23 protein-coding genes are annotated in these 20304 nt (G+C 66.3%); 9 read left to right on the top strand and 14 right to left on the bottom strand.

Going from position 1 to position 20304, the window contains the following annotated elements; genetic code table 11:
• Positions 1-18: 18 nt before the first annotated feature.
• From KVG96_RS21735 to KVG96_RS21720, 4 genes are all read right to left on the bottom strand, one after another.
• Complete coding sequence (locus KVG96_RS21735; protein WP_217893874.1) at positions 19-693, bottom strand: urease accessory protein UreF; 675 nt, start codon at positions 691-693, stop codon at positions 19-21.
• A complete protein-coding gene (gene ureE / locus KVG96_RS21730) occupies positions 690-1190 on the bottom strand; it encodes an urease accessory protein UreE (RefSeq protein WP_085582821.1) in 501 nt (166 codons plus the stop codon). Before ureE ends, KVG96_RS21735 begins: the two co-directional genes overlap by 4 nt.
• 274 nt (positions 1191-1464) lie before the next feature.
• A complete protein-coding gene (locus tag KVG96_RS21725; protein ID WP_302471332.1) occupies positions 1465-2097 on the bottom strand; it encodes a TetR family transcriptional regulator in 633 nt (210 codons plus the stop codon).
• A 174-nt stretch (positions 2098-2271) separates the two neighbouring features.
• Positions 2272-2778, bottom strand: a complete 507-nt coding sequence (locus KVG96_RS21720; protein ID WP_085630924.1) for a hypothetical protein — start codon at positions 2776-2778, stop codon at positions 2272-2274.
• Between the two features lie 357 nt (positions 2779-3135).
• Here KVG96_RS21720 and KVG96_RS21715 point away from each other — a divergent pair, with 357 nt between their 5' ends.
• Complete coding sequence (locus KVG96_RS21715) at positions 3136-5214, top strand: AsmA family protein (protein ID WP_217893872.1); 2079 nt, start codon at positions 3136-3138, stop codon at positions 5212-5214.
• A gap of 148 nt (positions 5215-5362) precedes the next feature.
• On the opposite strand, the gene KVG96_RS21710 is transcribed toward KVG96_RS21715, so the two are convergent.
• Positions 5363-5893 carry a ferritin-like domain-containing protein gene (locus KVG96_RS21710; protein WP_085630920.1) on the bottom strand — a complete coding sequence of 177 codons (531 nt, stop codon included), beginning with the start codon at positions 5891-5893 and terminating at the stop codon, positions 5363-5365.
• 101 nt (positions 5894-5994) lie between these two features.
• Positions 5995-6927 (bottom strand): LysR substrate-binding domain-containing protein, encoded by a 933-nt coding sequence (locus KVG96_RS21705; protein ID WP_217893871.1) that lies wholly within the window; start codon positions 6925-6927, stop codon positions 5995-5997.
• Positions 6928-7019: 92 nt separating this feature from the next.
• Between KVG96_RS21705 and KVG96_RS21700 the strand changes: the two genes are divergently transcribed.
• The 3 genes from KVG96_RS21700 to KVG96_RS21690 all read left to right on the top strand — a co-directional run bounded on the left by KVG96_RS21700 (position 7020) and on the right by KVG96_RS21690 (position 8946).
• The gene (locus tag KVG96_RS21700; protein ID WP_217893870.1) at positions 7020-7658 is read left to right on the top strand and encodes an FMN-dependent NADH-azoreductase; all 639 of its coding nucleotides are present in this window, start codon (positions 7020-7022) and stop codon (positions 7656-7658) included.
• Positions 7659-7964: a DMT family transporter gene (locus KVG96_RS21695; RefSeq protein WP_217893869.1), complete on the top strand. Its 306-nt coding sequence runs from the start codon at positions 7659-7661 to the stop codon at positions 7962-7964.
• A 91-nt stretch (positions 7965-8055) separates the two neighbouring features.
• Entirely contained in the window at positions 8056-8946 is an 891-nt protein-coding gene (locus KVG96_RS21690) for an esterase/lipase family protein (protein ID WP_217893868.1), read from the top strand.
• Between the two features lie 9 nt (positions 8947-8955).
• Here the strand turns inward: KVG96_RS21690 and KVG96_RS21685 are convergent, their stop codons facing one another.
• Complete coding sequence (locus KVG96_RS21685) at positions 8956-9843, bottom strand: DMT family transporter (protein WP_217893867.1); 888 nt, start codon at positions 9841-9843, stop codon at positions 8956-8958.
• Between the two features lie 97 nt (positions 9844-9940).
• Here KVG96_RS21685 and KVG96_RS21680 point away from each other — a divergent pair, with 97 nt between their 5' ends.
• From KVG96_RS21680 to KVG96_RS21670, 3 genes are all read left to right on the top strand, one after another.
• Positions 9941-10735 (top strand): AraC family transcriptional regulator, encoded by a 795-nt coding sequence (locus KVG96_RS21680; RefSeq protein ID WP_217893866.1) that lies wholly within the window; start codon positions 9941-9943, stop codon positions 10733-10735.
• Positions 10736-10798: 63 nt separating this feature from the next.
• The gene (locus tag KVG96_RS21675; RefSeq protein ID WP_011332224.1) at positions 10799-11104 is read left to right on the top strand and encodes a PsiF family protein; all 306 of its coding nucleotides are present in this window, start codon (positions 10799-10801) and stop codon (positions 11102-11104) included.
• 135 nt (positions 11105-11239) lie between these two features.
• Positions 11240-12253 carry an AI-2E family transporter gene (locus tag KVG96_RS21670; RefSeq protein ID WP_217893865.1) on the top strand — a complete coding sequence of 338 codons (1014 nt, stop codon included), beginning with the start codon at positions 11240-11242 and terminating at the stop codon, positions 12251-12253.
• Positions 12254-12381: 128 nt separating this feature from the next.
• Here the strand turns inward: KVG96_RS21670 and KVG96_RS21665 are convergent, their stop codons facing one another.
• Complete coding sequence (locus KVG96_RS21665) at positions 12382-13650, bottom strand: Hsp70 family protein (protein ID WP_217893864.1); 1269 nt, start codon at positions 13648-13650, stop codon at positions 12382-12384.
• Between the two features lie 289 nt (positions 13651-13939).
• On the opposite strand from KVG96_RS21665, the gene KVG96_RS21660 reads away from it, so the two are divergent.
• Positions 13940-14884, top strand: coding sequence for a DnaJ C-terminal domain-containing protein (locus KVG96_RS21660; RefSeq protein ID WP_085582797.1), 945 nt, complete (start codon positions 13940-13942; stop codon positions 14882-14884).
• Between the two features lie 23 nt (positions 14885-14907).
• A complete protein-coding gene (locus tag KVG96_RS21655; protein ID WP_217893863.1) occupies positions 14908-15213 on the top strand; it encodes a chaperone modulator CbpM in 306 nt (101 codons plus the stop codon).
• Between the two features lie 107 nt (positions 15214-15320).
• On the opposite strand, the gene KVG96_RS21650 is transcribed toward KVG96_RS21655, so the two are convergent.
• The 6 genes from KVG96_RS21650 to KVG96_RS21625 form a co-directional block, all read right to left on the bottom strand.
• Positions 15321-16448: a sensor histidine kinase gene (locus KVG96_RS21650; protein ID WP_217893862.1), complete on the bottom strand. Its 1128-nt coding sequence runs from the start codon at positions 16446-16448 to the stop codon at positions 15321-15323.
• A gap of 315 nt (positions 16449-16763) precedes the next feature.
• Positions 16764-18464, bottom strand: coding sequence for an urease subunit alpha (ureC, locus tag KVG96_RS21645; protein ID WP_217893861.1), 1701 nt, complete (start codon positions 18462-18464; stop codon positions 16764-16766).
• Positions 18465-18594: 130 nt separating this feature from the next.
• Positions 18595-18900, bottom strand: a complete 306-nt coding sequence (locus KVG96_RS21640) for an urease subunit beta (protein ID WP_217893860.1) — start codon at positions 18898-18900, stop codon at positions 18595-18597.
• Entirely contained in the window at positions 18897-19433 is a 537-nt protein-coding gene (locus tag KVG96_RS21635) for a GNAT family N-acetyltransferase (protein WP_217893859.1), read from the bottom strand. The genes KVG96_RS21640 and KVG96_RS21635 overlap by 4 nt, the downstream gene beginning before the upstream one ends.
• A 6-nt stretch (positions 19434-19439) precedes the next feature.
• Positions 19440-19973, bottom strand: coding sequence for a GNAT family N-acetyltransferase (locus tag KVG96_RS21630; RefSeq protein WP_217893858.1), 534 nt, complete (start codon positions 19971-19973; stop codon positions 19440-19442).
• A gap of 9 nt (positions 19974-19982) precedes the next feature.
• Positions 19983-20285, bottom strand: a complete 303-nt coding sequence (locus KVG96_RS21625; RefSeq protein ID WP_004887254.1) for an urease subunit gamma — start codon at positions 20283-20285, stop codon at positions 19983-19985.
• Positions 20286-20304 lie beyond the last annotated feature (19 nt).

Genomic DNA, 20304 nt, shown 5'->3' with positions numbered 1-20304 from the left:
TCTCCAAATTGAAAGGCCCTAGGAACGGAACAGACGGCTGTACTGGCGCTCGTGGGCCATGCACGCCAGGGACAGGCCGAACGTCGCGCTGCCGAGGCGTTCGGGGTCGATGCGGGTGGCGTCGTGCTGGGCCTGTTGCAGCAGCGGCAGCAGTTCGCTGGTCAGGCGCTGGGCGGCTTGCTGGCCCAGCGGCAGGGTTTTCATCAATACGGCCAGCTGGTTTTCAAGCCAGGCCCACAGCCACGCGGCGAGGGCGTCCTGGGGGCTGATCCGCCAGGCGCGGGCGGCCAGGGCCCAGCCCAGGGCCAGGTGCGGTTCGGCGCAGCGTTCGAGCACGCTCCGCGCCGGGGCATCCAGCTCCGGCAGGCCGTTGAGCAGTTGCTGCAGCGAATAGCCCATCTGCCGGCTCTCCAGGTGCAGTTCGCGGGTCTCGCGGCTGGCGCGGTGGGCGTCGCCAAGGTGCAGCAGGTCGTCCCAGCGTTCGTCGGCGGCGGCCTGGCAGTGGGCGAGCAGCAGCGGCGCCTCGAACCGGGCGAGGTTCAGCAGCAGTTGGTCGCCGATCCAGCGTCGGGCGCTGTCCGGGCTGTCGACGCGGCCGTTGTCCACCGCCATTTCCAGCCCTTGGGAATAGCTGTAGCCGCCGATCGGCAGTTGCGGGCTGGCCAGGCGCAGCAGCGCCCAGGCCGGGTTCACAGGCGCACGCCGAACTGGTGGAGTTTCGGCGCGTAGTTGAAGTCCGCGTCGCCGTGGTGCGAATGGTGATGGCCGCCGCCGTAGGCGCCGTGCTCCGGCTGGAAGGGCGCTTCGATGGCCTGGACCTGTGCGCCGAGCTGTTCGAGCATGGCCTTGAGCACGTAGTCGTCGAGCAGGCGCAGCCAGCCGTCGCCCACTTGCAGGGCGACATGGCGGTTGCCCAGGTGATAGGCGGCGCGGGTCAGCTCGAAGGCGCTGGCGCAGGTGACGTGCAGCAACTGTTCGGGACGGGCGCAGACCCGCACGATCCTGCCGTCCTGGGCCTCCAGGCATTCGCCGTCGTGCAGCGGCGGCTGGCCGCGCTCCAGGAACAGCCCGACATCCTCGCCGTCGGCACTGAAACAGCGCAGGCGGCTCTTGCTCCGGGCCTCGAAGGTCAGGTGGAGCTCGGCGGCCCAGGCGGGCTGAGGGGCGATTCGGCGATGGATCACCAGCATTGGAGCGCTTCCGGCAGTGGACAATGCTCAGGCTAGAGCAAGGGGCTTGCCAATCGGCCGAGGCGTAGGAAAACCCTGTCGGAGCGTAGTGGATGTTTCAAGATGTTGCAGAAATGTGAGGCGTTTTGGTGCGTGAAGATTTTTACATGCACCAAATGAAGGCTGTGATGCCGCGTTTTTGGAGGCAACTGTATTGATGCGGGCTTGCGGCGTTATGGATGGCGCCATCGCCAGCCGGCTGCCTCCCACAGCGCAAGAGCGGAGCGGCGGGGGATTACTCGGTGCTGCCCAGGCCTTGCCAGTGCTTGAGGCCGATGAAGATGAAGCGCAGTTGCTGGGTGATCTTCGCCTGCGGGGTCAGGTGCTCCGGCAAGGCTTCGGCCGGCGGGTCGATGATGTCCGGGAGGGTGGCGAACACCGATTTGACGATCAGGTCGGCCATCACGCTCAGCGCCGCGGCGTTGAGGTGCTGGAGCTTGGGCATCAGCGCAAGGTCCGCCGCCAGGTCCGAACTGATGCCCTCGCGCAGGCGGCCGATGGCCTGACGCACCGGCAGCGATCCGCCGTACTGTTCGCGGGCGAGGAACAGGAACTGCGAACGGTTGGCGCTGACCACGTCGAGAAAGATCCGCACCGACGCATCGATGATGCCGCCCATGACGAATTCGTTGTGGCGCACCAGGCGGATGGTCTCGCGGAAGGTCTGGCCGACTTCGCGCACCAGTTCCAGGCCCAGTTCGTCCATGTCGGCGAAATGCCGGTAGAAACCGGTGGGCACGATGCCGGCGGTTTTCGTGACTTCGCGCAGGCTCAGGCTGCCGAATCCTCGGCCGCTTTCCATCAGGTGGCGGGCAGCGTCCATCAGGGCGTTGCGGGTCTGTTGTTTCTGTTCGGCGCGGGGCAGCATCAAAGGTGGGTTCTGGGCAGGACAAGCGCCGCACTCTAGCAAATCGGCTTTGCCGGCGTCGAACGCTGGCGGGGATGTGGTTCAGGCAGGGGCAGGCAGGGGCTTGGGGGCCGGGGGCCGAAAAGTCAAAAGCCCGATCGGTTGATCGGGCTTTTTTTCCGGGCCGTCATGGGCTCAGCTCAGCGCGGCGTTGCGTTCGATCACACGGTCACCACCGCCTTCGGCGAGGGTTTGGCCTTGTGGGGTGCGGTCGGAACCGTCAGCCGCCAAGGTCTGGCCTTGTGGGGTGCGGTCGGAACCGTCGGCTGCGAGGGTCTGGCCCTGTGGAGTGCGGTCGGAGCCGTCGGCTGCCAGGGTCTGACCTTGTGGGGTACGGTCGGAGCCGTCCTGAACCAGGCCTTTCTCTTCCAGACGGTCGCGGCCGCCTTCTGCGACGAACTGGCCTTGAGGGGTCTTGTCGTAGCCGTCTTGCACCAGGCCTTTCTCTTCCAGGCGGTTACGGCCGTTTTCTGCCAGGGTCTGGCCTTGCGGGGTGCGGTCGGAGCCGTCGGCAGCGACGGTCTGGCTGAACACCGAGTGGCTGGCCTTGGCTTGCGGAGTGGCTTGGTCGGCGGCCGGCAGGGCGAAAGCGGTGCTGGCCAGCATGGACAGGGTAAGGCTGAAGAGTAATTGGCGTTTCATGATGGGTTGCTCCTTGGGAGGGCGATAAAGTGGGTACGAGGGCAATGCTACTCTCGATAAGTCGATATAAAAGTTCATAAACACAATGGTAATAATCAACAGAATTGATTGTTCGTCCGGGAGGCTCTAGCCCGGGCCTTTCAGCCGATCGGTTTTGCACCGTGGTGGGTATTTTCCACCCACTCTTGCCTCGCAAAAGTGCGGGGGGCGGTAACGCTTCCTCGACCGTTCGGTCAGGATCGGCGCGGTTTTTTCCGCCGCCGACAGCCTTTCGATTAAACCTGCGTCCGGTTTGCCAGTCGTAGATTCCATGTAGGGCCTGTTGTGGCCCGCCGCCGTCTTCAGGAGCTTTGTGCAATGACGCGCACCCAAAAGATCGTTACCTGGACCTTCGCCACCCTTGTCTTGCTGCTGGCGGTGCTGGTTCTGATCATCGTGTTTTTCGACTGGAACCGGATCAAGCCGCCGCTCAACGCCAAGGTCTCGGAGGAACTGCACCGCACGTTCGCCATCAACGGCGACCTGTCGGTGGTCTGGCGGCGCGAGCCGGACGAGGGCGGCTGGCGCGCCTGGGTGCCGTGGCCGCACGTGGTGGCCGAGGACCTGAGCCTGGGCAACCCGGACTGGTCGAAGCAGCCGCAGATGGTCACCCTCAAGCGCGTCGAGCTGCGCCTTTCGCCGTTGGCGCTGCTGGCGCAGCGGGTGGTGATCCCGCGCATCGACCTGACCGGCCCCGAAGCCCAATTGCAGCGGCTGGCCGACGGCCGCGCCAACTGGACGTTTACCTTCGACCCGAAGGATCCGGATGCCGAACCGTCGAACTGGGTGGTGGACATCGGCGCCATCGGTTTCGACAAGGGCCATGTCACCCTGGACGACCAACACCTCAAGACCCGGCTGGATGTGCTGATCGATCCGCTGGGCAAGCCGATCCCGTTCAGCGACATCGTCGGCGAAAAAGCGGCGAAGACCGCCCAGGACAAGGGCGCCGCGCCGCAGGACTACGCGTTCGGCCTGAAGGTCACCGGCCAGTACCACGGCCAGGCGCTCGCCGGGCAAGGCAAGATCGGCGGGCTGCTGGCCCTGCAGGACGCCGGCAAGCCGTTCCCGCTGCAGGCCCAGGCGAAGATCGGCGAAACCAGCGTCGAGCTGGCGGGCACCCTCACCGACCCGCTCGACCTCGGCGCCCTCGATCTGCGCCTGAAACTGGCCGGCGCCAGCCTCGGCAACCTCTATCCGCTGACCGGCGTGACCCTGCCGGACACCCCGCCCTATGCCACCGACGGCCACTTGACCGCCAAGCTGCACGAGCCCGGCGGCGCGCAATTCCGCTATGAGCAGTTCAACGGCAAGATCGGCAGCAGCGACATCCACGGCGACCTGGCCTACGTCGCCAGCCAGCCGCGCCCCAAGCTCAGCGGCGCGCTGCTGTCCAATCAACTGCTGTTCAGCGACCTGGCGCCGCTGATCGGTGCCGACTCCAACGCCAAGCAAAAGGCCCGGGGCGGCGAGAGCAAGCAACCGGCGGACAAGGTGCTGCCGGTCGAGGAATTCAAGACCGAGCGCTGGCGCGACATGGACGCGGATGTCGAATTCACCGGCAAGCGCATCGTCCACAGCGAGAAGCTGCCGTTCAGCGACCTCTACACCCACCTCAAGCTCAACGACGGCGAGCTGAGCCTGGAGCCGCTGCGTTTCGGCGTGGCCGGCGGCAACCTGGACGCGCAGATCCGCCTCAACGGGCGCGCCGAGCCGCTGGAGGGCCGGGCCAGGCTGACGGCGCGCAAGTTCAAGCTCAAGCAGCTGTTCCCGACGTTCGAGCCGATGAAGACCAGCTTCGGCGAACTCAACGGCGACGCCGACCTCAGCGGCCGCGGCAACTCGGTGGCCAAGCTCCTGGGCGGCGCCAACGGCAACCTGAAGATGCTGATCAACGACGGCGCCATCAGCCGCGAACTGATGGAGCTGGCGGGGCTCAACGTCGGCAACTACGTGGTCGGCAAGGTGTTCGGCGACAAGGAAGTGAAGATCAACTGCGCGGCGGCGGACTTCGACATCAAGACCGGCCTGGCCACCACGCGGCTGTTCGTGTTCGACACCGAGAACGCCATCGTCTACATCGACGGCACGGCGAACATGGCCACCGAACAGCTGGATTTGACCATCACCCCGGAATCGAAGGGCTGGCGCTTGATCTCCCTGCGTTCGCCGCTGTACGTGCGCGGCAAGTTCATCAAGCCGGACGCCGGGGTCAAGGCGGTGCCGTTGATGCTGCGCGGGGCGGGGATGGTGGCGCTGGGCGTGATCGCGGCGCCGGCGGCGGGCCTGCTGGCGCTGGTGGCGCCCAGCGGCGGGGAGCCGAACCAGTGCGCGCCGTTGCTGGAGCAGATGAAGGCGGGCAAGGCGCCGGTCACGGTCAAGCCCACCAAGCCATAGGGCAGCTCAAAAACTGTAGGAGCCAGCCTGCTGGCGATGACGTCAGCAAGCGCGGCGCATAGCCAAGCAAAACAGTGGCTTGCGGTGCTGCGAGTGACGCCGTCGCCAGCAGGCCGGCTCCTACAGGTCTTCGGATGCGGTACTGGCGCTACAGGTCTTTCAGGATGTCCGCCATGTCGTCGGCATGCTCCTCTTCCTGGGCCAGGATGTCTTCGAAGAGGCGCCGGGTGGTCGGGTCTTTCTCGCCCAGGTACTGGATGATCTCGCGGTAGCTGTCGATGGCGATCCGCTCGGCCACCAGGTCCTCGTAGACCATTTCCTTGAGGGTCTTGCCGGCCACGTACTGGGCGTGGGACAGCTTCGACAGCTGGTCGGGGTTGAATTCCGGTTCGCCGCCCAACTGCACGATGCGTTCGGCCAGGCGGTCGGCGTGGGCGGCTTCCTGGGTGGCGTGTTCGAGGAATTCGTCGGCGGCCACGTTGGCCTTCAGGCCGTTGGCCATGAAGTAATGGCGCTTGTAGCGCAACACGCAGACCAGTTCGGTGGCCAGCGATTCGTTGAGCAGGCGCAGCACTTCCTGGCGGTCGGCGCTGTAGGTTTCGGTGACGGCGCCGTTTTCCACATGTTGCCGTGCGCGTTCGCGCAGGGTTTGCACATCCGATAGATGCAGGTCGCTCATGTCGGTCTCCTGGAGGCTAATCCGTAAGTGCGCCACGTTCTGCCGACGCGGTCGCTTCCCTGGTTGTGAGTGTCGGGCGAGGCAAAAAGTTTTATCGGATTTCAGCGCGGCACGTGTCCCGACAGCCGGGCCTCTTCCTGCAGCCAGGCGAAGAACGCCTTCACCGGCGGATGCCGCTCGCGCCCCGGCACGCACAGGGCGCTGTAGCCGGCGCCGTCGACCTGCACGGCGCCCTTGTACGGCACCAACAGACCGCCGGCCACGCTCTCCGACACCAGAATGTTGCTCGCCAGCACCAGGCCCTGCCCGGCGATGGCCGCTTGCAGGGCGTAATGCTCTTCGTCGTACTCGCGGATCGCCGGCTGCTGCCTCAACCAGGTCTCGCCGGACAGGGCGCACCAGGCCTCCCAGCCATGGGCGTACAGCTTCGAGTTGTGCCAGCGCACGCTGATCAGCGCCGGGGTGCGCCGGGCGGCCAGCGCCACCTGTTCGGGCGAGCCGTACACCCCGAAGGATTCGTCGAACAGGCACAGGCCGTACAGGTTGGGGTAGTCGTCGAGGCTGTAGCGCAGCACCAGGTCGACGCTGGCGTCCTGGTGCAGGTCGATCACTTCGCAGTGGGTGTCCAGACGCACGTTGATGTTCGGGTGCCGCGCATAGAAGCGGCCCAGGCGCGGCACCAGCCACAGCGCGGCGAACGCGGCGGTGGTGGACAGCGTCAGGCTGCTGCCGCTGCGCTGCGGGCGCAGGGTGTCGACGCTTTGCGCCACTTCCAGCAGGGCGCCGTGGAGGCTGCGGAACAGCCGCTCGCCGCCTTCGGTCAGGCGCACCTGGCGCGGCAGGCGTTCGAACAGGGCGACGCCCAGCCAGTCCTCCAGGGAACGGATCTGGTGCGAGATCGCCGTGGGCGTCACCGCCAGTTCTTCGGCGGCGGCCTTGAAGCTCAGCAGGCGCGAGGCGGATTCGAACGCGCGCAGGGCGGTCAGCGGCAACGAGGCGAACATGGGAACACTCCATGGGTGAAATGAATTCATCCAGACTGATTTTTGCTCATTTGATGGAAGGTGGCTGCGAGCTTCAAGCTGCAAGCCATAAGCAGTCTGATTCTAGTGTGGAGGATATACAGATGAGCAAAATTCTTGCGATCCATGCCAGCCCACGGGGCGAGCGTTCCCATTCGCGGCGCCTGGCGGAAGGGTTCCTCAGTGCCTGGCAGGCGCGCCACCCCCAGGCCCGGGTGACTCGCCGCGAAGTCGGCCGGGCGCTGATCCCGGCGGTCAACGAGGCCTTTGTCGCGGCGGCGTTCTACCCGGAGCCCGAAGCGCGGCCGTTGACGATGCAGGCGGATCTGGCGCTCAGCGACCAACTGGTCGGCGAGCTGTTCGACCATGACCTGCTGCTGATCTCCACGCCCATGTACAACTTCAACGTGCCCAGCGGCCTCAAGGCCTGGGTCGACCAGATCGTGCGGCTGGGCCTGACCTTCGACCACACGCTGGACAACGGCATCGCCCAGTACACGCCGCTGCTGCAAGGCAAGAAAGCCCTGATCGTCACCACCCGCGGCGGCTTCGGCTTCGGCCCGGGGGGCGAGCTGGAGGCCCTGAACCACGCCGATCCGTGGCTGCGCACGGCGCTGGGCTTCATCGGCATCAACGACGTCACGGTGGTGGCGGCCGAGGGCGAGGAATCCGCCGAACGCACCTTCGCGGTGTCGGTGGCCGAGGCCGAGCAGCGCCTGCTCGGCCTGGCCCGGGTGTTCTGAGTGGCCTGGCTGTTGCTGTTGGTGGCGGCGGCGTTCGAGGTCACGTTCGCCATGGGCATGAAGTACGCCGACGGCTTCACCCGTTTGTGGCCGTCGCTGATCACGGTGGCTGCGGCGGTGGGCGGGGTGTACTTTCTGACGCTGGCGATGCGCGAGCTGCCGGTGAGCGTCGCCTACCCGGTCTGGACGGCCATCGGGTCGCTGGGCACGGTGCTGCTCGGGGGCGTGCTGCTGGGCGAGAGCCTGACCCTGGTCAAGCTGCTGTCGGTGGGGCTGATTGTGGCGGGGGTGGCGGGGCTGAAGTAGGCTGCCGGTTGAGTTGTCATCTTCGGCGCGGATGCTGGGCGGGCGTTTTGCTGGCCTCGCATTCCCTCAACCTTCACAAGGAAGTCCGCCCATGTCGCAAGCCTCGGCCACCCGTTATCCCCTGGTGCTGGTGCCGGGCATGCTCGGGTTTATCCGCCTGGTGCTGTACCCCTACTGGTACGGGATCATCAGCGCGCTGCGCCGGGGCGGCGCCACGGTGATCGCCGTGCAGGTGTCGCCGCTCAACTCCACCGAGGTGCGCGGCGAGCAGCTGCTGGCGCGGATCGACGAGATCCTGCGCGACACCGGCGCCGAGAAGGTCAACCTGATCGGGCACAGCCAGGGTTCGCTGACCGCCCGCTACGCAGCGGCCAAACGGCCGGACCGGGTGGCGTCGGTGACGTCGGTGGCCGGGCCCAACCACGGTTCGGAACTGGCGGACTACCTCGAACGCCACTACCCGGCGGACAGCGCCCGGGGCCGCCTGCTGGAGGCGCTGCTGCGGTTTGTCGGCTGGCTGATGGGCCTGCTGGAGACCGGCTACCGCGGGCCGAAGCTGCCGGTGGACATCCATGCCTCGCACCAGTCGCTCACGACGGCGGGGGTGGCGCTGTTCAACCTGCGTTATCCACAGGGGCTGCCCGAAACCTGGGGCGGGCAGGGGCCGGAGGAGGTCGACGGCGTGCGTTACTACTCCTGGTCCGGCACCTTGCAGCCGGGCAAGACCGACCGGGGCGGCAACCTGTTCGACGGCACCCACCGCAGTTGCCGGCTGTTCGCCAAGACCTTCGTGCGCGAGGCCGGGCAATGCGACGGCATGGTCGGGCGTTGCAGCGCGCACCTGGGCACGGTGATCGGCGACGACTACCCGATGGATCACTTCGACATCGTCAACCAGTCGCTGGGGCTGGTGGGCAAGGGCGCGGATCCGGTGCGGCTATTCGTCGAGCATGCCGCGCGCCTCAAGGCAGCGGGAGTCTGACCTGTGGAATCAGGCCAGGCTCACCCTTTTGCCGATCACGGTGGTCCAGCGCTCGGACAGGATCACCCCGCCCAGCGTCAGCAGCCCGCCCACCAGGTGGTACATCGCCAGTTGCTCCTTGAGCACCGCCGCCGCAATCAGCGCCGTGATCAGCGGCAGCAGGTTGAAGAACAGGGTCGTGCGGCTCGGGCCCAGGCGCTGTACGGCCTGCATCCACGCCAGCGGCGCGAGCATCGAGGCCAGCAGGCACGCGTACAGCACCAGCGGCAGGTTGTGCAGGGTCAGGCCGGTCTTCGGCGAGGCGGCATACAGCGGAAACAGCACCGCCACCGCCACCAGCACCTGCAGGTACAGCAGCACCAGCGGCGGCAGGCGCAGCTGCCACTTCTTCAGCAAGGTGCTGTAGACCGCGTAGGCGAGGGTGGCGATCAGCATCATCGCGTCGCCCAGGTTCACCCCATGCTGCAGCAGGGCGCCGAGGCTGCCTGACGACACCACCACCAGCACCCCGGCGAAGGACAGCACCGCGCCCACCAGCGCCCCGGCGGTCAGGCGTTGGCCGAGGCTGGCGATGGCCATGGCCAGGGACATCAACGGCATCAGCGACAGGATGATGCCCATGTTGGTGGCGCTGGTCATCGTCGCGGCGAAGTAGGCCAGGCTCTGGTAGACCGCCATGCCCAACACGCCGAGCACGAAGATCTTGCCCAGGTTCGGGCGGATCTGCGGCCAGTGGGCGATCACGCCCTTGAGCATGAAGGGCGTGAAGAACAGCCCGGCCAGCAGCCAGCGGTAGAAGCCGATCTCGGCGGGGAAGATCGCACCGACCGCAAGCTTGTTGACCACGGTGTTGCCGGCCCAGATGAAGATCGCCAGCAGGGGAAACGCGTATTGCATGGGGAGAAACCGAAACGTTGAAGGATGGCCGATTATCCCCTGTCCGGATCCAGCCCTATACTGCGAACCGGACAACCTGCCCCTGATGACGGACAGCATGAACAGCAAACACATCGACCTGCTGGATTTCAGCGAACTGCCGTCGGCGGTGTACTTCCGCTACGCCGACTTCAACGCCCACGAATACGCCGCGCCGCACCGCCACCCCTGGGGCACCCTGGAGTACGCGGCCCATGGCGTGCTGCACATGGACGTCGACGGCAGCCGCTTCATGTCGCCGCCGCAGTACGCGGTGTGGGTGCCGCCGCAGGTCGAGCACAGCTTCTACAGCCATCAGCCGGTCAACTACCGGGCGGTGTGCCTGGATCCGTCGGTGTGCGCCGACCTGCCGGCGCGGGCCTGCACCCTGGCGATCAGCGACATCCTCAAGGCGATCCTCAAGGACTTCGCCGCCCGCGACGTGAAGATCCCCGACCTCGACGCCGACCGGCGCCTGGCCCAGGTGCTGGTAGATCAGTTGCGCCAGGCGCCGGTGCACGAGTGCTACCTGCCCTACGCCAGCAGCCCGGGCTTGCTGGCGATCCTCGACGCGTTGCAGGCCGAGCCCGGCAACAACCAGCCGCTGGCGCACTGGGCGCAGCAGGTGCATGTGAGCGAGCGCACCCTGGCGCGCCAGTTCGTGCGTGAGCTGGGGATGAGTTTCGGCGAATGGCGCCAGCGCCTGCGTTACCTGGCGGCCATCGAAGCGCTGGAGAGCCCGCGCAGCGTGCAGGAAATCGCCTTCGACCTCGGCTACAGCAGCGGCTCGGCGTTCATCGCCATGTTCGCCCGTCAGGCCGGGTGCACGCCGGAGCAGTACCGGCGCAGCCACCTGGACGGCAGGAAGGTGTAACAAGCTTTGACTACACTGCCGGAGAGGCCGCACCCGTCGGTGCGGCGACCAGGAGAAAACTCCATGAAGATGTTGCGTGTCCCTTTGCTGATGATCGGCCTGCTGCTGTGCTCCCAGGGGTTCGCCGCCACGGCGCAACAGAACAAGATGACCACCTGCAACGCCGACGCCACGGCCAAGAGCCTCAAGGGCGACGAGCGCAAGGCTTTCATGAGCACCTGCCTGAAAGCGGCGCCGGCGGCCAACGACGCCAAGGCCCTGACCCCGCAGCAGCAGAAGATGAAGACCTGCAACGCCGATGCGGCGACCAAGGCCCTGACCGGCGATGCGCGCAAGACCTTCATGAGCGATTGCCTGAAGAAAAAATGATCGGCTGAACCTGGCGGCGATCCGACGAAGAGGCCGACAAGCGCGGCAACCCTGACAAGCCGTGCATTTCCCTAGTGCTCCCCCCGGATCGCTGGCAGACTGCCAATCCTTTTACGCCGTTCGTTTTGAGGCTGTATGCCAACGTTTTCTGAGCGTCATGTCGTGTTGTGGGCCAGTTGGATCATCATTTTCGGCGGGTTGCTGCTGGTGTTGCCGTTGCGCCTGTTGCCCAGCCTGCTGGCCGGGCTGCTGGTGTTCGAACTGGTCAACATGCTCACCCCGCAACTGCAGCGGCTGATCGAAGGCCGGCGCGCCCGCTGGCTGGCGGTGGCGCTGCTCGGCACGCTGGTGGTGAGCGTGCTGGCGCTGATCTTCGCCGGCGCCATCAGTTTTCTGCTGCACGAGGCGGAAAACCCCGGCGCTTCCCTCGACAAGTTCATGGGCGTGGTCGACCGCGCGCGGGGTCAGTTGCCGCCCTTCGTCGACGCTTACCTGCCGGCCAGCGCCGCCGAGTTCCGGGTGGCGATCGGCGAATGGATGAGCAAACACCTGGCCGACCTGCAACTGGTCGGCAAGGACGCGGCGCACATGTTCGTGACCCTGCTGATCGGCATGGTGCTCGGCGCGATCATCGCCCTGCAACGGGTGCCGGACGTCACCAAGCGCAAGCCGCTGGCGGCCGCGCTGTTCGACCGCCTGCACCTGCTGGTCCAGGCGTTTCGCAACATCGTCTTCGCGCAGATCAAGATCTCCCTGCTCAACACCTTCTTCACCGGGATCTTCCTGGCGGTGATCCTGCCGCTGTTCGGCATCAAGCTGCCGCTGACCAAGACCCTGATCGTGCTGACGTTCCTGCTCGGCCTGCTGCCGGTGATCGGCAACCTGATGTCGAACACCCTGATCACCATCGTCGGCCTGTCGCTGTCGATCTGGGTGGCGATCGCGGCGCTGGGCTACCTGATCTTCATCCACAAGCTGGAATACTTCCTCAACGCGCGCATCGTCGGCGGGCAGATCAGCGCCAAGTCGTGGGAGCTGCTGCTGGCGATGCTGGTGTTCGAGGCGGCGTTCGGTCTGCCGGGGGTGGTGGCGGGGCCGATCTATTACGCGTATCTGAAGAGTGAGCTGAAGCTGGGCGGGATGGTTTAGAGGCAGCTGCAAGCGGCAAGCGGCAAGCGGCAAGCGGCAAGCTGCAAGCCGCAAGCAAAGGCAAGAGCGGCGGTTGCTCTTGCCTTTGCTTTTACTTGCAGCTTGAAGCTCGCAACTTGTAGCTGCCGTTAAACGCCATATCGCTTCATGGCCTCAATCGCCAGCCCGCTGCCGATGCTGCCGAAGATGTTGCCTTCCACATGCCGCGCGTTGGGCAGCATCGCCGCGACGCTGTTGCGCAGCGCCGGGATGCCGCTGGAACCGCCGGTGAAGAACACCGTGTCGACCTGGCCCACCGCCACGCCGGCGTCCGCCAGCAGTTGGGTGACACTGGCGCGCACGCGCGCAAGCTGGGTGTCGATGGCCGACTCGAACAGCGTCCGGGTCAGTTCCACGTCGAGGCCCGGCTCGATCCGGTCCAGCGCTACGCGGCGGCTGTCGCTGTGGGTCAGCTGGATCTTGGTCTCTTCCACTTCCATCGCCAGCCAGTGGCCGGCGCGCTGCTCGATCAGCTTGAACAGGCGGTCGATGCCGCCGGTGTCCTCGATGTCGTAGCGCATGCTGCCCAGGGCCAAGGTCGACTTCTGCGAGTACACCGAGTTGATGGTGTGCCAGGTCGCCAGGTTCATGTGGTGGCTGGTGGGCATGAGCGCGCCGCTCTTCATCCGGCTGCCGTAGCCGAACAGCGGCATCAGGCCTTGCAGGCTCAGTTGCTTGTCGAAGTCGGTTCCGCCGATGTGCACGCCGCCGGTGGCGAGGATGTCGTCGTGACGGTTATCCACAGCCCGGCGCTCGGGCGACAGGCGCACCAGGGAAAAGTCCGACGTACCGCCGCCGATGTCGACGATCAGCACCAGTTCTTCCCGTTCCAGCGTCGACTCGTAGTCGAACGCCGCCGCGATCGGCTCGTACTGGAACGACACGTCCTTGAAGCCGATCTTCTTCGCCACTTCCGCCAGGGTGTCTTCGGCCTCTTGGTCGGCCAGCGGGTCGTCGTCGACGAAAAACACCGGGCGGCCCAGCACCACCTGCTCGAACTCGCGGCCGGCGGAGGCCTCGGCGCGGCCCTTGAGCTGGCCGATGAACAGCCCGAGCAAGTCCTTGAACGGCATGGCCGTGCCCAGCACGCTGGTGTCGTGCTTGATCAGCTTGGAACCGAGCAGGCTCTTGAGCGAGCGCATCAGGCGGCCTTCGTAGCCTTCCAGGTACTCGTGCAGCGCCAGGCGCCCGTACACCGGACGGCGTTCCTCGATATTGAAGAAGACCACCGACGGCAGGGTGATCTTGTCGTCTTCCAGCGCGATCATCGTTTCCATGCCGGGGCGCAGCCAGCCGACGGTGGAGTTGGACGTGCCGAAGTCGATGCCGCAGGCACGGGCTGGAGAGGCGTCTTTCATGTCTTTCGGTTCCGGTCAAAAAAACGGCCGCGCAGTGTATGCCAGTGCGCGGCAGATTCGAAGGCCGGTCATCCGCAATTTGCCGCCCGGATGCCTTGAAAGCCTGCGCATCGCCCCAAACTTGCTGGCATGGGCCGGCAGATCACCGGCGGTCGCAAGAACCGCCGTCCACTGCCGATAAACTTCTGCTGCGCCGACCGGTCACACGCTTGAGATCGGTCAAACCGGCCTGCGCGAATCGGCGCAAGCTGATACGGGCGCGAAACCGATGACGATGGTGACTCCTTAGATGGACTTCAAAGACTATTACAAGATACTCGGCGTGGAGCCGACGGCGGACGACAAGGCGATCAAGGCCGCCTATCGCAAGCTGGCGCGCAAGTACCACCCCGATGTCAGCAAGGAAAAGGACGCCGAGGCCAAGTTCAAGGACGCCTCGGAAGCCTATGAGGCGCTGAAGAGCGCCGACAAGCGCGCCGAGTACGACGACCTGCGCCGCTACGGCCAGCATGGCCAGCCCTTCCAGGGGCCGCCGGGCTGGCAGAGCCGCGGCGGCTTCGGCGGCGGATCCGACGGCGGCGACTTTTCCGACTTTTTCAGCTCGATCTTCGGCAACCGCGGCCCCGGCTTCGGCGGTGGCGGCCGGCAATCGCGCAGCGCCGGGCGCCGGGGACAGGACGTGGAAATGGAACTGCCGATCTTCCTTGAGGAAACCCTCTCGAACGAGTCGAAGAAGGTCACCTTCCAGGTGCCGCAGCACAACGCGGCGGGCCAGCACGTCAGCAACACCAGCAAGAGCCTGAACGTGAAGATCCCGGCGGGGGTGACCGACGGCGAGCGCATCCGCCTCAAGGGCCAGGGCGCACCGGGTGTCGGCGGCGGGGCCAACGGCGACCTGTACCTGACCATCCGCTTCGCGCCGCACCCCAAGTTCGACGTCGAAGGCGACAACCTGATCATCACCCTGCCGCTGGCGCCGTGGGAACTGGCGCTGGGCGCCGAGGTGGCGGTGCCGACCCTGACCGGCAAGATCAACCTCAAGGTGCCGGCCGGCAGCCAGAACGGCCAACGCATGCGCGCCAAGGGCCATGGCCTGAAGAACAAGGCCGGCGAGCGCGGTTACCTGTTCGTCCAGCTCAAGGCCGTGATGCCGAAGGCCACGGGCGACGACGTCAAGGCCCTGTGGCAGGAACTGGCCAAGAAAGCCGCCTTCAACCCGCGAGAGAACTTCTGAACCCAGCGACGGAGTAGCCCGGCATGAGCAGCCCCCTGATCGTTCAACTGGACATGGCAGAATTCTGTGAGGCGACCGACCTGTCGGACGCCTACGTGATCGAGATCGTCGAGCACGGCATCCTCGAACCTCAGGGCGCGCAGCCCCGGGAGTGGCGCTTCACCGATGTCGAGCTGACCCTGGCCCGGCGCGCGGCCAAGCTGCGGCGCGACCTGGAGCTTGAGTGGGAAGGGGTGGCGCTGGCGATGGAACTGCTGGAAGAGGTGAAGGCACTGCGGGCGGAGAACCGGATGCTGCGCCAGCGCCTGGCGCGGTTGGTGGCCGAGTGATCTTTGCGAGGTTCTCATCGGCCTCTTCGTCGGCCCGCTGCCGCAGCGGTACGCGGTGACGGTGGGGGCGAGCCTGCTCGCGATGAACGGCAACGCTGACTTTCAGGCTAGGCCTTTCTCGGCAACACCACGCTGAACAGCGTGCCTTCCTCCCCGCTCGAACTGACCTCGATCGTCCCGCCGTGGGCGGTCACCACTTCCTTGACGATGAACAGCCCCAGCCCGAGGCTGGTGGACGTCTGGCCGAGCACTTCGTCGGCGCTGCGCACCAGCGGGTCGAAAATCGTGCCGATGGCGTCCTCGGAGATCGGCTCGCCGTGGTTGTGCACGGTCAGGCGCACGCTGTCGGCTTCCCCGTGCAGGCTCACCACCACGCCCTGCGGGCCGGTGCCGTGCTGCAAGGCGTTGCCGATCAGGTTCTGCAGCAGTTGGGCCAGCCGTCCGGCGTCCCAGACCCCATGGGTGTCGCCCTCCACCTTCAGGACCGTGTCGCTGTCCGGATTGCCGGCGAAGGCTTCGGCGATGGCCGCCCGCGCCGTATCCGCCAGGTCCATCGGCGCCGGCTCGATCGGCAGGCTCTTGCCCAGGCGGCTGCGCACCAGCTCCAGCAGGTCGCTGACCATGGCCGCCATGTGCCGCGAGCCGTCCTTGATGTTCTGCACGAAGGGCAGGGCGTCCTCCTGCAGCGCGGTCTTGCGCAGCAGCATGTCGGTGGAGATGGTCACGGCCTGCAGCGGCGCGCGCAGGTCGTGGCCGAGGATGGCGAGGAAGATGTCCCGCGAGCGGTTGACCTGTTCGGCGTAGGCCGCCGTGGACTCGGCCAGGGCTTCGTCGATGGCTTCGTTGAAGCGGATCATGTCGCGCAGGCCGGTGCGGTCCGGCGTTTGCAGGCTGTCGACCCACAGGCGGATGACGCAGGCGCGCAGGTGGCGGAACTCGGAGGTCATCTGCACCAGGTCGAAGCCCACCGAGTGGCGCATTTCGCCATGGCTGGCGCCGGCCTGGTCCAGGCTCGGGGTCTTGGCCGGGCCTTCGCCCTTGGACTTGTCGGCCTGTTCGTCGGCGGTCTGCGGTTTGTCCATGTCCCGGGCGGCGGCCAGCAGGAGCGAGCGGGCGTGGTCGCGCAGGGCCGGGCCGTCCAGGTAGTCGGCCGCCGGTGTGATGGTGCGGGCGAAGGTCTCCCATTCTTCGACGATGGGATCGACGTTGGCCATGATGAATTCGGAAAGACGCATAAACGGTTACCTGATGCGATTCACGGGGCAGCGTTTCGAAGCGTAGTCCGTCTGGCAGGATTTTCACGACCGCCGGGGCACGGTCGGCACCGGGCCGCAAGCGACCGCGCAAAAGGCCCCGGCCCGCGCGGCATGCGCGGATCCGGGACCTTCGAGCCGTGCGTCGGCGAGCCTAGGGTCTGTGTGAAAAGTTTTGAGACGAAGGTCAGGCAAGGCGAAAACAGCCGAGGAAGCGGAGTTTACGGGTTGTAAATGAGCATTCCGAGGCTGTTTTCAACGCAGCATCACCGAGTATCAAGGCTTTTCACACAGAGCCTAGAACAGGAAGTACCGCTGGGCCATCGGCAGGGTGTCCGCCGGTTCGCACCACAGCAGCACGCCGTCGGCCTTGACCTGGTAGGTCTGCGGGTCCACGTCGATGGCCGGCAGGTAGTCGTTGTGGATCAGGTCTGTCTTGCGCACGTCGCGGCAGCCCTTGACCACGCCGATGGTCTTCTTCAGGCCCAGGGCCTCGGGCAGCCCGGCCTCGTGGGCGGCCTGGCTGATGAAGGTCAGGCTGGTGGCGTGCAGCGAGCCGCCGTAGCTGGCGAACATCGGCCGGTAATGCACCGGCTGCGGCGTGGGGATCGAGGCGTTGGCGTCGCCCATCAGGCTGGCGGCGATGGCGCCGCCCTTGAGGATCAGCGTCGGCTTGACCCCGAAGAACGCCGGGCGCCACAGCACCAGGTCGGCCCATTTGCCCACTTCCACCGAACCGACCTCATGGCTGATGCCGTGGGTGATCGCCGGGTTGATCGTGTACTTGGCGATGTAGCGCTTGGCGCGGAAGTTGTCGTTGCCTTCCCCGTCCTGGGGCAGCGGGCCGCGCTGGCGCTTCATCTTGTCGGCGGTCTGCCAGGTGCGGGTGATGACCTCGCCGACCCGGCCCATGGCCTGGCTGTCGGAGCTGATCATGGAGAACGCGCCGAGGTCGTGGAGGATGTCTTCGGCGGCGATGGTTTCGCGGCGGATGCGGCTTTCGGCGAACGCCACGTCTTCGGCGATGCTCGGATCCAGGTGATGGCAGACCATCAGCATGTCCAGGTGTTCGTCGATGGTGTTGCGGGTGAACGGCCGGGTCGGGTTGGTCGAGCTCGGCAGCACGTTGGGGAAGCCGCAGGCCTTGATGATGTCCGGCGCATGGCCGCCGCCGGCGCCCTCGGTGTGGTAGGTGTGGATGGTGCGGCCCTTGAACGCGCCCAGGGTGGTCTCGACGAAACCGGATTCGTTGAGGGTGTCGGTGTGGATCGCCACCTGCACATCGAACCGGTCGGCGACGCTGAGGCAGTTGTCGATGCTCGCCGGGGTGGTGCCCCAGTCCTCATGCAGCTTGAGGCCGATGGCGCCGGCCCTGACCTGCTCGATCAGCGGCTCCGGCAGGCTGGCGTTGCCCTTGCCGGTGAGGCCGATGTTCATCGGGAACGCGTCGGCGGCCTGGAGCATCCGCGCCAGGTGCCACGGCCCCGAGGTGCAGGTGGTGGCGTTGGTGCCGGTGGCCGGCCCCGTGCCGCCGCCGATCATGGTGGTGACGCCGCTCATCAGCGCCTCTTCGATCTGCTGCGGGCAGATGAAGTGGATGTGGGTGTCGATGCCGCCGGCCGTGAGGATCATGCCTTCGCCGGCGATGACTTCGGTGGCGGCGCCGATGGCGAAGGTGACGCCGGGCTGGATGTCCGGGTTGCCGGCCTTGCCGATGGCGTTGACGCGCCCGTCCTTGAGGCCGACGTCGGCCTTGACGATGCCCCAGTGGTCGACGATCAGCGCGTTGGTGATCACGGTGTCGACCACCTCGGCGGCCAGCCGCTGGCTCTGGCCCTGGCCGTCGCGGATCACCTTGCCGCCGCCGAACTTCACTTCTTCGCCGTAGGTGGTGAAGTCCCGCTCGACTTCGATCCACAGCTCGGTGTCGGCCAGGCGCACCTTGTCGCCGACGGTGGGGCCGAACATGTCGGCGTAGGCTTGACGGGAAATCTTCAATCACTCGTTCCTCGTATTTGAGCTGCAAGCTTTGAGCTGCAAGCCTCAAGAAAAAGCAGATAGGGGCGCCGCAAGAGGCTCTTTCTTGCAGCTTGCAGCTTGCAGCTTGCAGCTTGCAGCTGAAGTCGACCTATAAGTCGCCCATGACCCTTCCCGCGAACCCGAAAACCCGACGCAACCCCGCCAGTTCGACAAGCTCGACTTCCCGGCTCTGCCCCGGTTCGAAGCGCACGGCGGTGCCGGCCGGGATGTTCAGCCGCATGCCGCGGCTGGCGGCACGGTCGAAGGCCAGGGCGTCGTTGGTCTCGAAGAAGTGGTAGTGCGAGCCGACCTGGATCGGCCGGTCGCCGCGGTTGGCCACCGTCAGGCTGAGGGTGCGGCGGCCGGCGTTGAGTTCGATGTCGCCGGGCCGGATCTGGTATTCGCCGGGAATCATCCGTTCGCTCCTTGCAGGATCTTGTAGTAGAGGGCCGTGGGCCGGTAGGTGCCGGTCGGGTCGCAGGCGTAGTCGGGAATCTCCCCGGCCTTGGTGTACCCCAGCGACCGGTAGAATTCCTCGGCCGGCGAGCCGGCCTCGGTGTCGAGGTACAGCATGCCGCGCTTGTGCTGGCGAGCGGTCTGCTCCAGCGCGTCCATCAGTTGCTGGCCGAGGCCGCGGCGGCGGGCGTTTTCGCGCACCAGCAGCTTCTGCACCTCGGCGCGGTTCAGGCCGTTGGCCTTCTGGCACAGGCTCAATTGCACGCTGGCCTGTACCTGTTCGTCCTTGACCACCACCCACAGCAGGACGCTGCCCTTGTTCACGCTGTCCTGCACATCGTCGAAGTAGGCGCGGGCCTGGGCGGCGTCGAGGCCGGCCATGAAGCCGACGCTGGCGCCGTAACCCACCGCGTCGAGCAGCAGGTCGATCAGGCCCTGGCGGTAGTGCGCAAAACTCTCGGCATTGACGCGTCGCAGTTGGGCGGGGTTCATCGGGTGTCACTCCTTGTGGGCGGCCGGTGGCTGCGCGCCGGGATTGAGGGTCAGTTGCATGAACGTCAGGTCGAGCCAGCGGCCGAACTTGGTGCCCACCTGCGGCATCTGCCCGGTGACGATGAAGCCTGTGCGCTCGTGCAGGCGGATCGACGCCGCGTTGCCGCTTTCGATGGCGGCGACCATCACGTGCTTGCCGCAGGCCTTCGCCCGCTCGATCAGCGCCGTCATCAGTTTGGGCCCCAGGCCGTTGCCGCGCTGGTCGCTGCGCACGTAGACCGAATGCTCGACGGTGTGGCGGAAACCGTCGAACGGCCGCCAGTCGCCGAAGGAAGCGTAGCCGAGCACGGTGTTGTCGGCGTCGGTGATCACCAGGATCGGGTAGGCCTGGGCCTGGCGGGCGCTGAACCACGCCTGGCGGTTGCCCAGGTCCACCGCCTGTTCGTTCCAGATGGCCGTGGTGTTGAGCACGGCGTCGTTGTAGATGTCGCGGATCGCCGGCAGGTCGGCGTGCAGCGCATCGCGCAGGGTGTAGGTCATGGCGCGGCCTCAGGCGATCGGTTGGTGGACGGTGACCAGTTTGGTGCCGTCGGGGAATGTCGCTTCGACCTGGATCTCCGGGATCATTTCCGGGATGCCTTCCATCACCTGCTCGCGGGTCAGCAGGGTGGTGCCGTAGTGCATCAGGTCGGCCACGGTCTGGCCGTCGCGGGCGCCTTCGAGCAACGCGGCGGAGATGTAGGCCATGGCTTCGGGGTAGTTGAGCTTCACGCCGCGGGCCAGGCGCCGCTCTGCGACGAGGCCGGCGGTGAAGATCAGCAGCTTGTCTTTTTCGCGTGGGGTCAGGTCCATCGTAGACATCCGTCAGGGC

The sequence above is a fragment of the Pseudomonas ekonensis genome (assembly GCF_019145435.1).
Taxonomy (GTDB): Bacteria; Pseudomonadota; Gammaproteobacteria; order Pseudomonadales; family Pseudomonadaceae; genus Aquipseudomonas; species Aquipseudomonas ekonensis.
The sequence above is the reverse complement of the archived record's forward strand: the minus strand, read 5'-3'. Positions and strand labels throughout refer to the sequence as shown.

What these genes read in the sequence shown, in the direction of transcription:
- ureE (WP_085582821.1), bottom strand. Translation starts at nt 1,190, where the DNA reads ATGCTGGTGATCCATCGCCGAATCGCCCCTCAGCCCGCCTGGGCCGCC.
- KVG96_RS21725 (WP_302471332.1), bottom strand. Translation starts at nt 2,097, where the DNA reads ATGCTGCCCCGCGCCGAACAGAAACAACAGACCCGCAACGCCCTGATG.
- KVG96_RS21720 (WP_085630924.1), bottom strand. Translation starts at nt 2,778, where the DNA reads ATGAAACGCCAATTACTCTTCAGCCTTACCCTGTCCATGCTGGCCAGC.
- KVG96_RS21715 (WP_217893872.1), top strand. Translation starts at nt 3,136, where the DNA reads ATGACGCGCACCCAAAAGATCGTTACCTGGACCTTCGCCACCCTTGTC.
- KVG96_RS21710 (WP_085630920.1), bottom strand. Translation starts at nt 5,893, where the DNA reads ATGAGCGACCTGCATCTATCGGATGTGCAAACCCTGCGCGAACGCGCA.
- KVG96_RS21705 (WP_217893871.1), bottom strand. Translation starts at nt 6,927, where the DNA reads ATGAATTCATTTCACCCATGGAGTGTTCCCATGTTCGCCTCGTTGCCG.
- KVG96_RS21700 (WP_217893870.1), top strand. Translation starts at nt 7,020, where the DNA reads ATGAGCAAAATTCTTGCGATCCATGCCAGCCCACGGGGCGAGCGTTCC.
- KVG96_RS21690 (WP_217893868.1), top strand. Translation starts at nt 8,056, where the DNA reads ATGTCGCAAGCCTCGGCCACCCGTTATCCCCTGGTGCTGGTGCCGGGC.
- KVG96_RS21685 (WP_217893867.1), bottom strand. Translation starts at nt 9,843, where the DNA reads ATGCAATACGCGTTTCCCCTGCTGGCGATCTTCATCTGGGCCGGCAAC.
- KVG96_RS21680 (WP_217893866.1), top strand. Translation starts at nt 9,941, where the DNA reads ATGAACAGCAAACACATCGACCTGCTGGATTTCAGCGAACTGCCGTCG.
- KVG96_RS21675 (WP_011332224.1), top strand. Translation starts at nt 10,799, where the DNA reads ATGAAGATGTTGCGTGTCCCTTTGCTGATGATCGGCCTGCTGCTGTGC.
- KVG96_RS21670 (WP_217893865.1), top strand. Translation starts at nt 11,240, where the DNA reads ATGCCAACGTTTTCTGAGCGTCATGTCGTGTTGTGGGCCAGTTGGATC.
- KVG96_RS21665 (WP_217893864.1), bottom strand. Translation starts at nt 13,650, where the DNA reads ATGAAAGACGCCTCTCCAGCCCGTGCCTGCGGCATCGACTTCGGCACG.
- KVG96_RS21660 (WP_085582797.1), top strand. Translation starts at nt 13,940, where the DNA reads ATGGACTTCAAAGACTATTACAAGATACTCGGCGTGGAGCCGACGGCG.
- KVG96_RS21655 (WP_217893863.1), top strand. Translation starts at nt 14,908, where the DNA reads ATGAGCAGCCCCCTGATCGTTCAACTGGACATGGCAGAATTCTGTGAG.
- KVG96_RS21650 (WP_217893862.1), bottom strand. Translation starts at nt 16,448, where the DNA reads ATGCGTCTTTCCGAATTCATCATGGCCAACGTCGATCCCATCGTCGAA.
- KVG96_RS21640 (WP_217893860.1), bottom strand. Translation starts at nt 18,900, where the DNA reads ATGATTCCCGGCGAATACCAGATCCGGCCCGGCGACATCGAACTCAAC.
- KVG96_RS21635 (WP_217893859.1), bottom strand. Translation starts at nt 19,433, where the DNA reads ATGAACCCCGCCCAACTGCGACGCGTCAATGCCGAGAGTTTTGCGCAC.
- KVG96_RS21630 (WP_217893858.1), bottom strand. Translation starts at nt 19,973, where the DNA reads ATGACCTACACCCTGCGCGATGCGCTGCACGCCGACCTGCCGGCGATC.
- KVG96_RS21625 (WP_004887254.1), bottom strand. Translation starts at nt 20,285, where the DNA reads ATGGACCTGACCCCACGCGAAAAAGACAAGCTGCTGATCTTCACCGCC.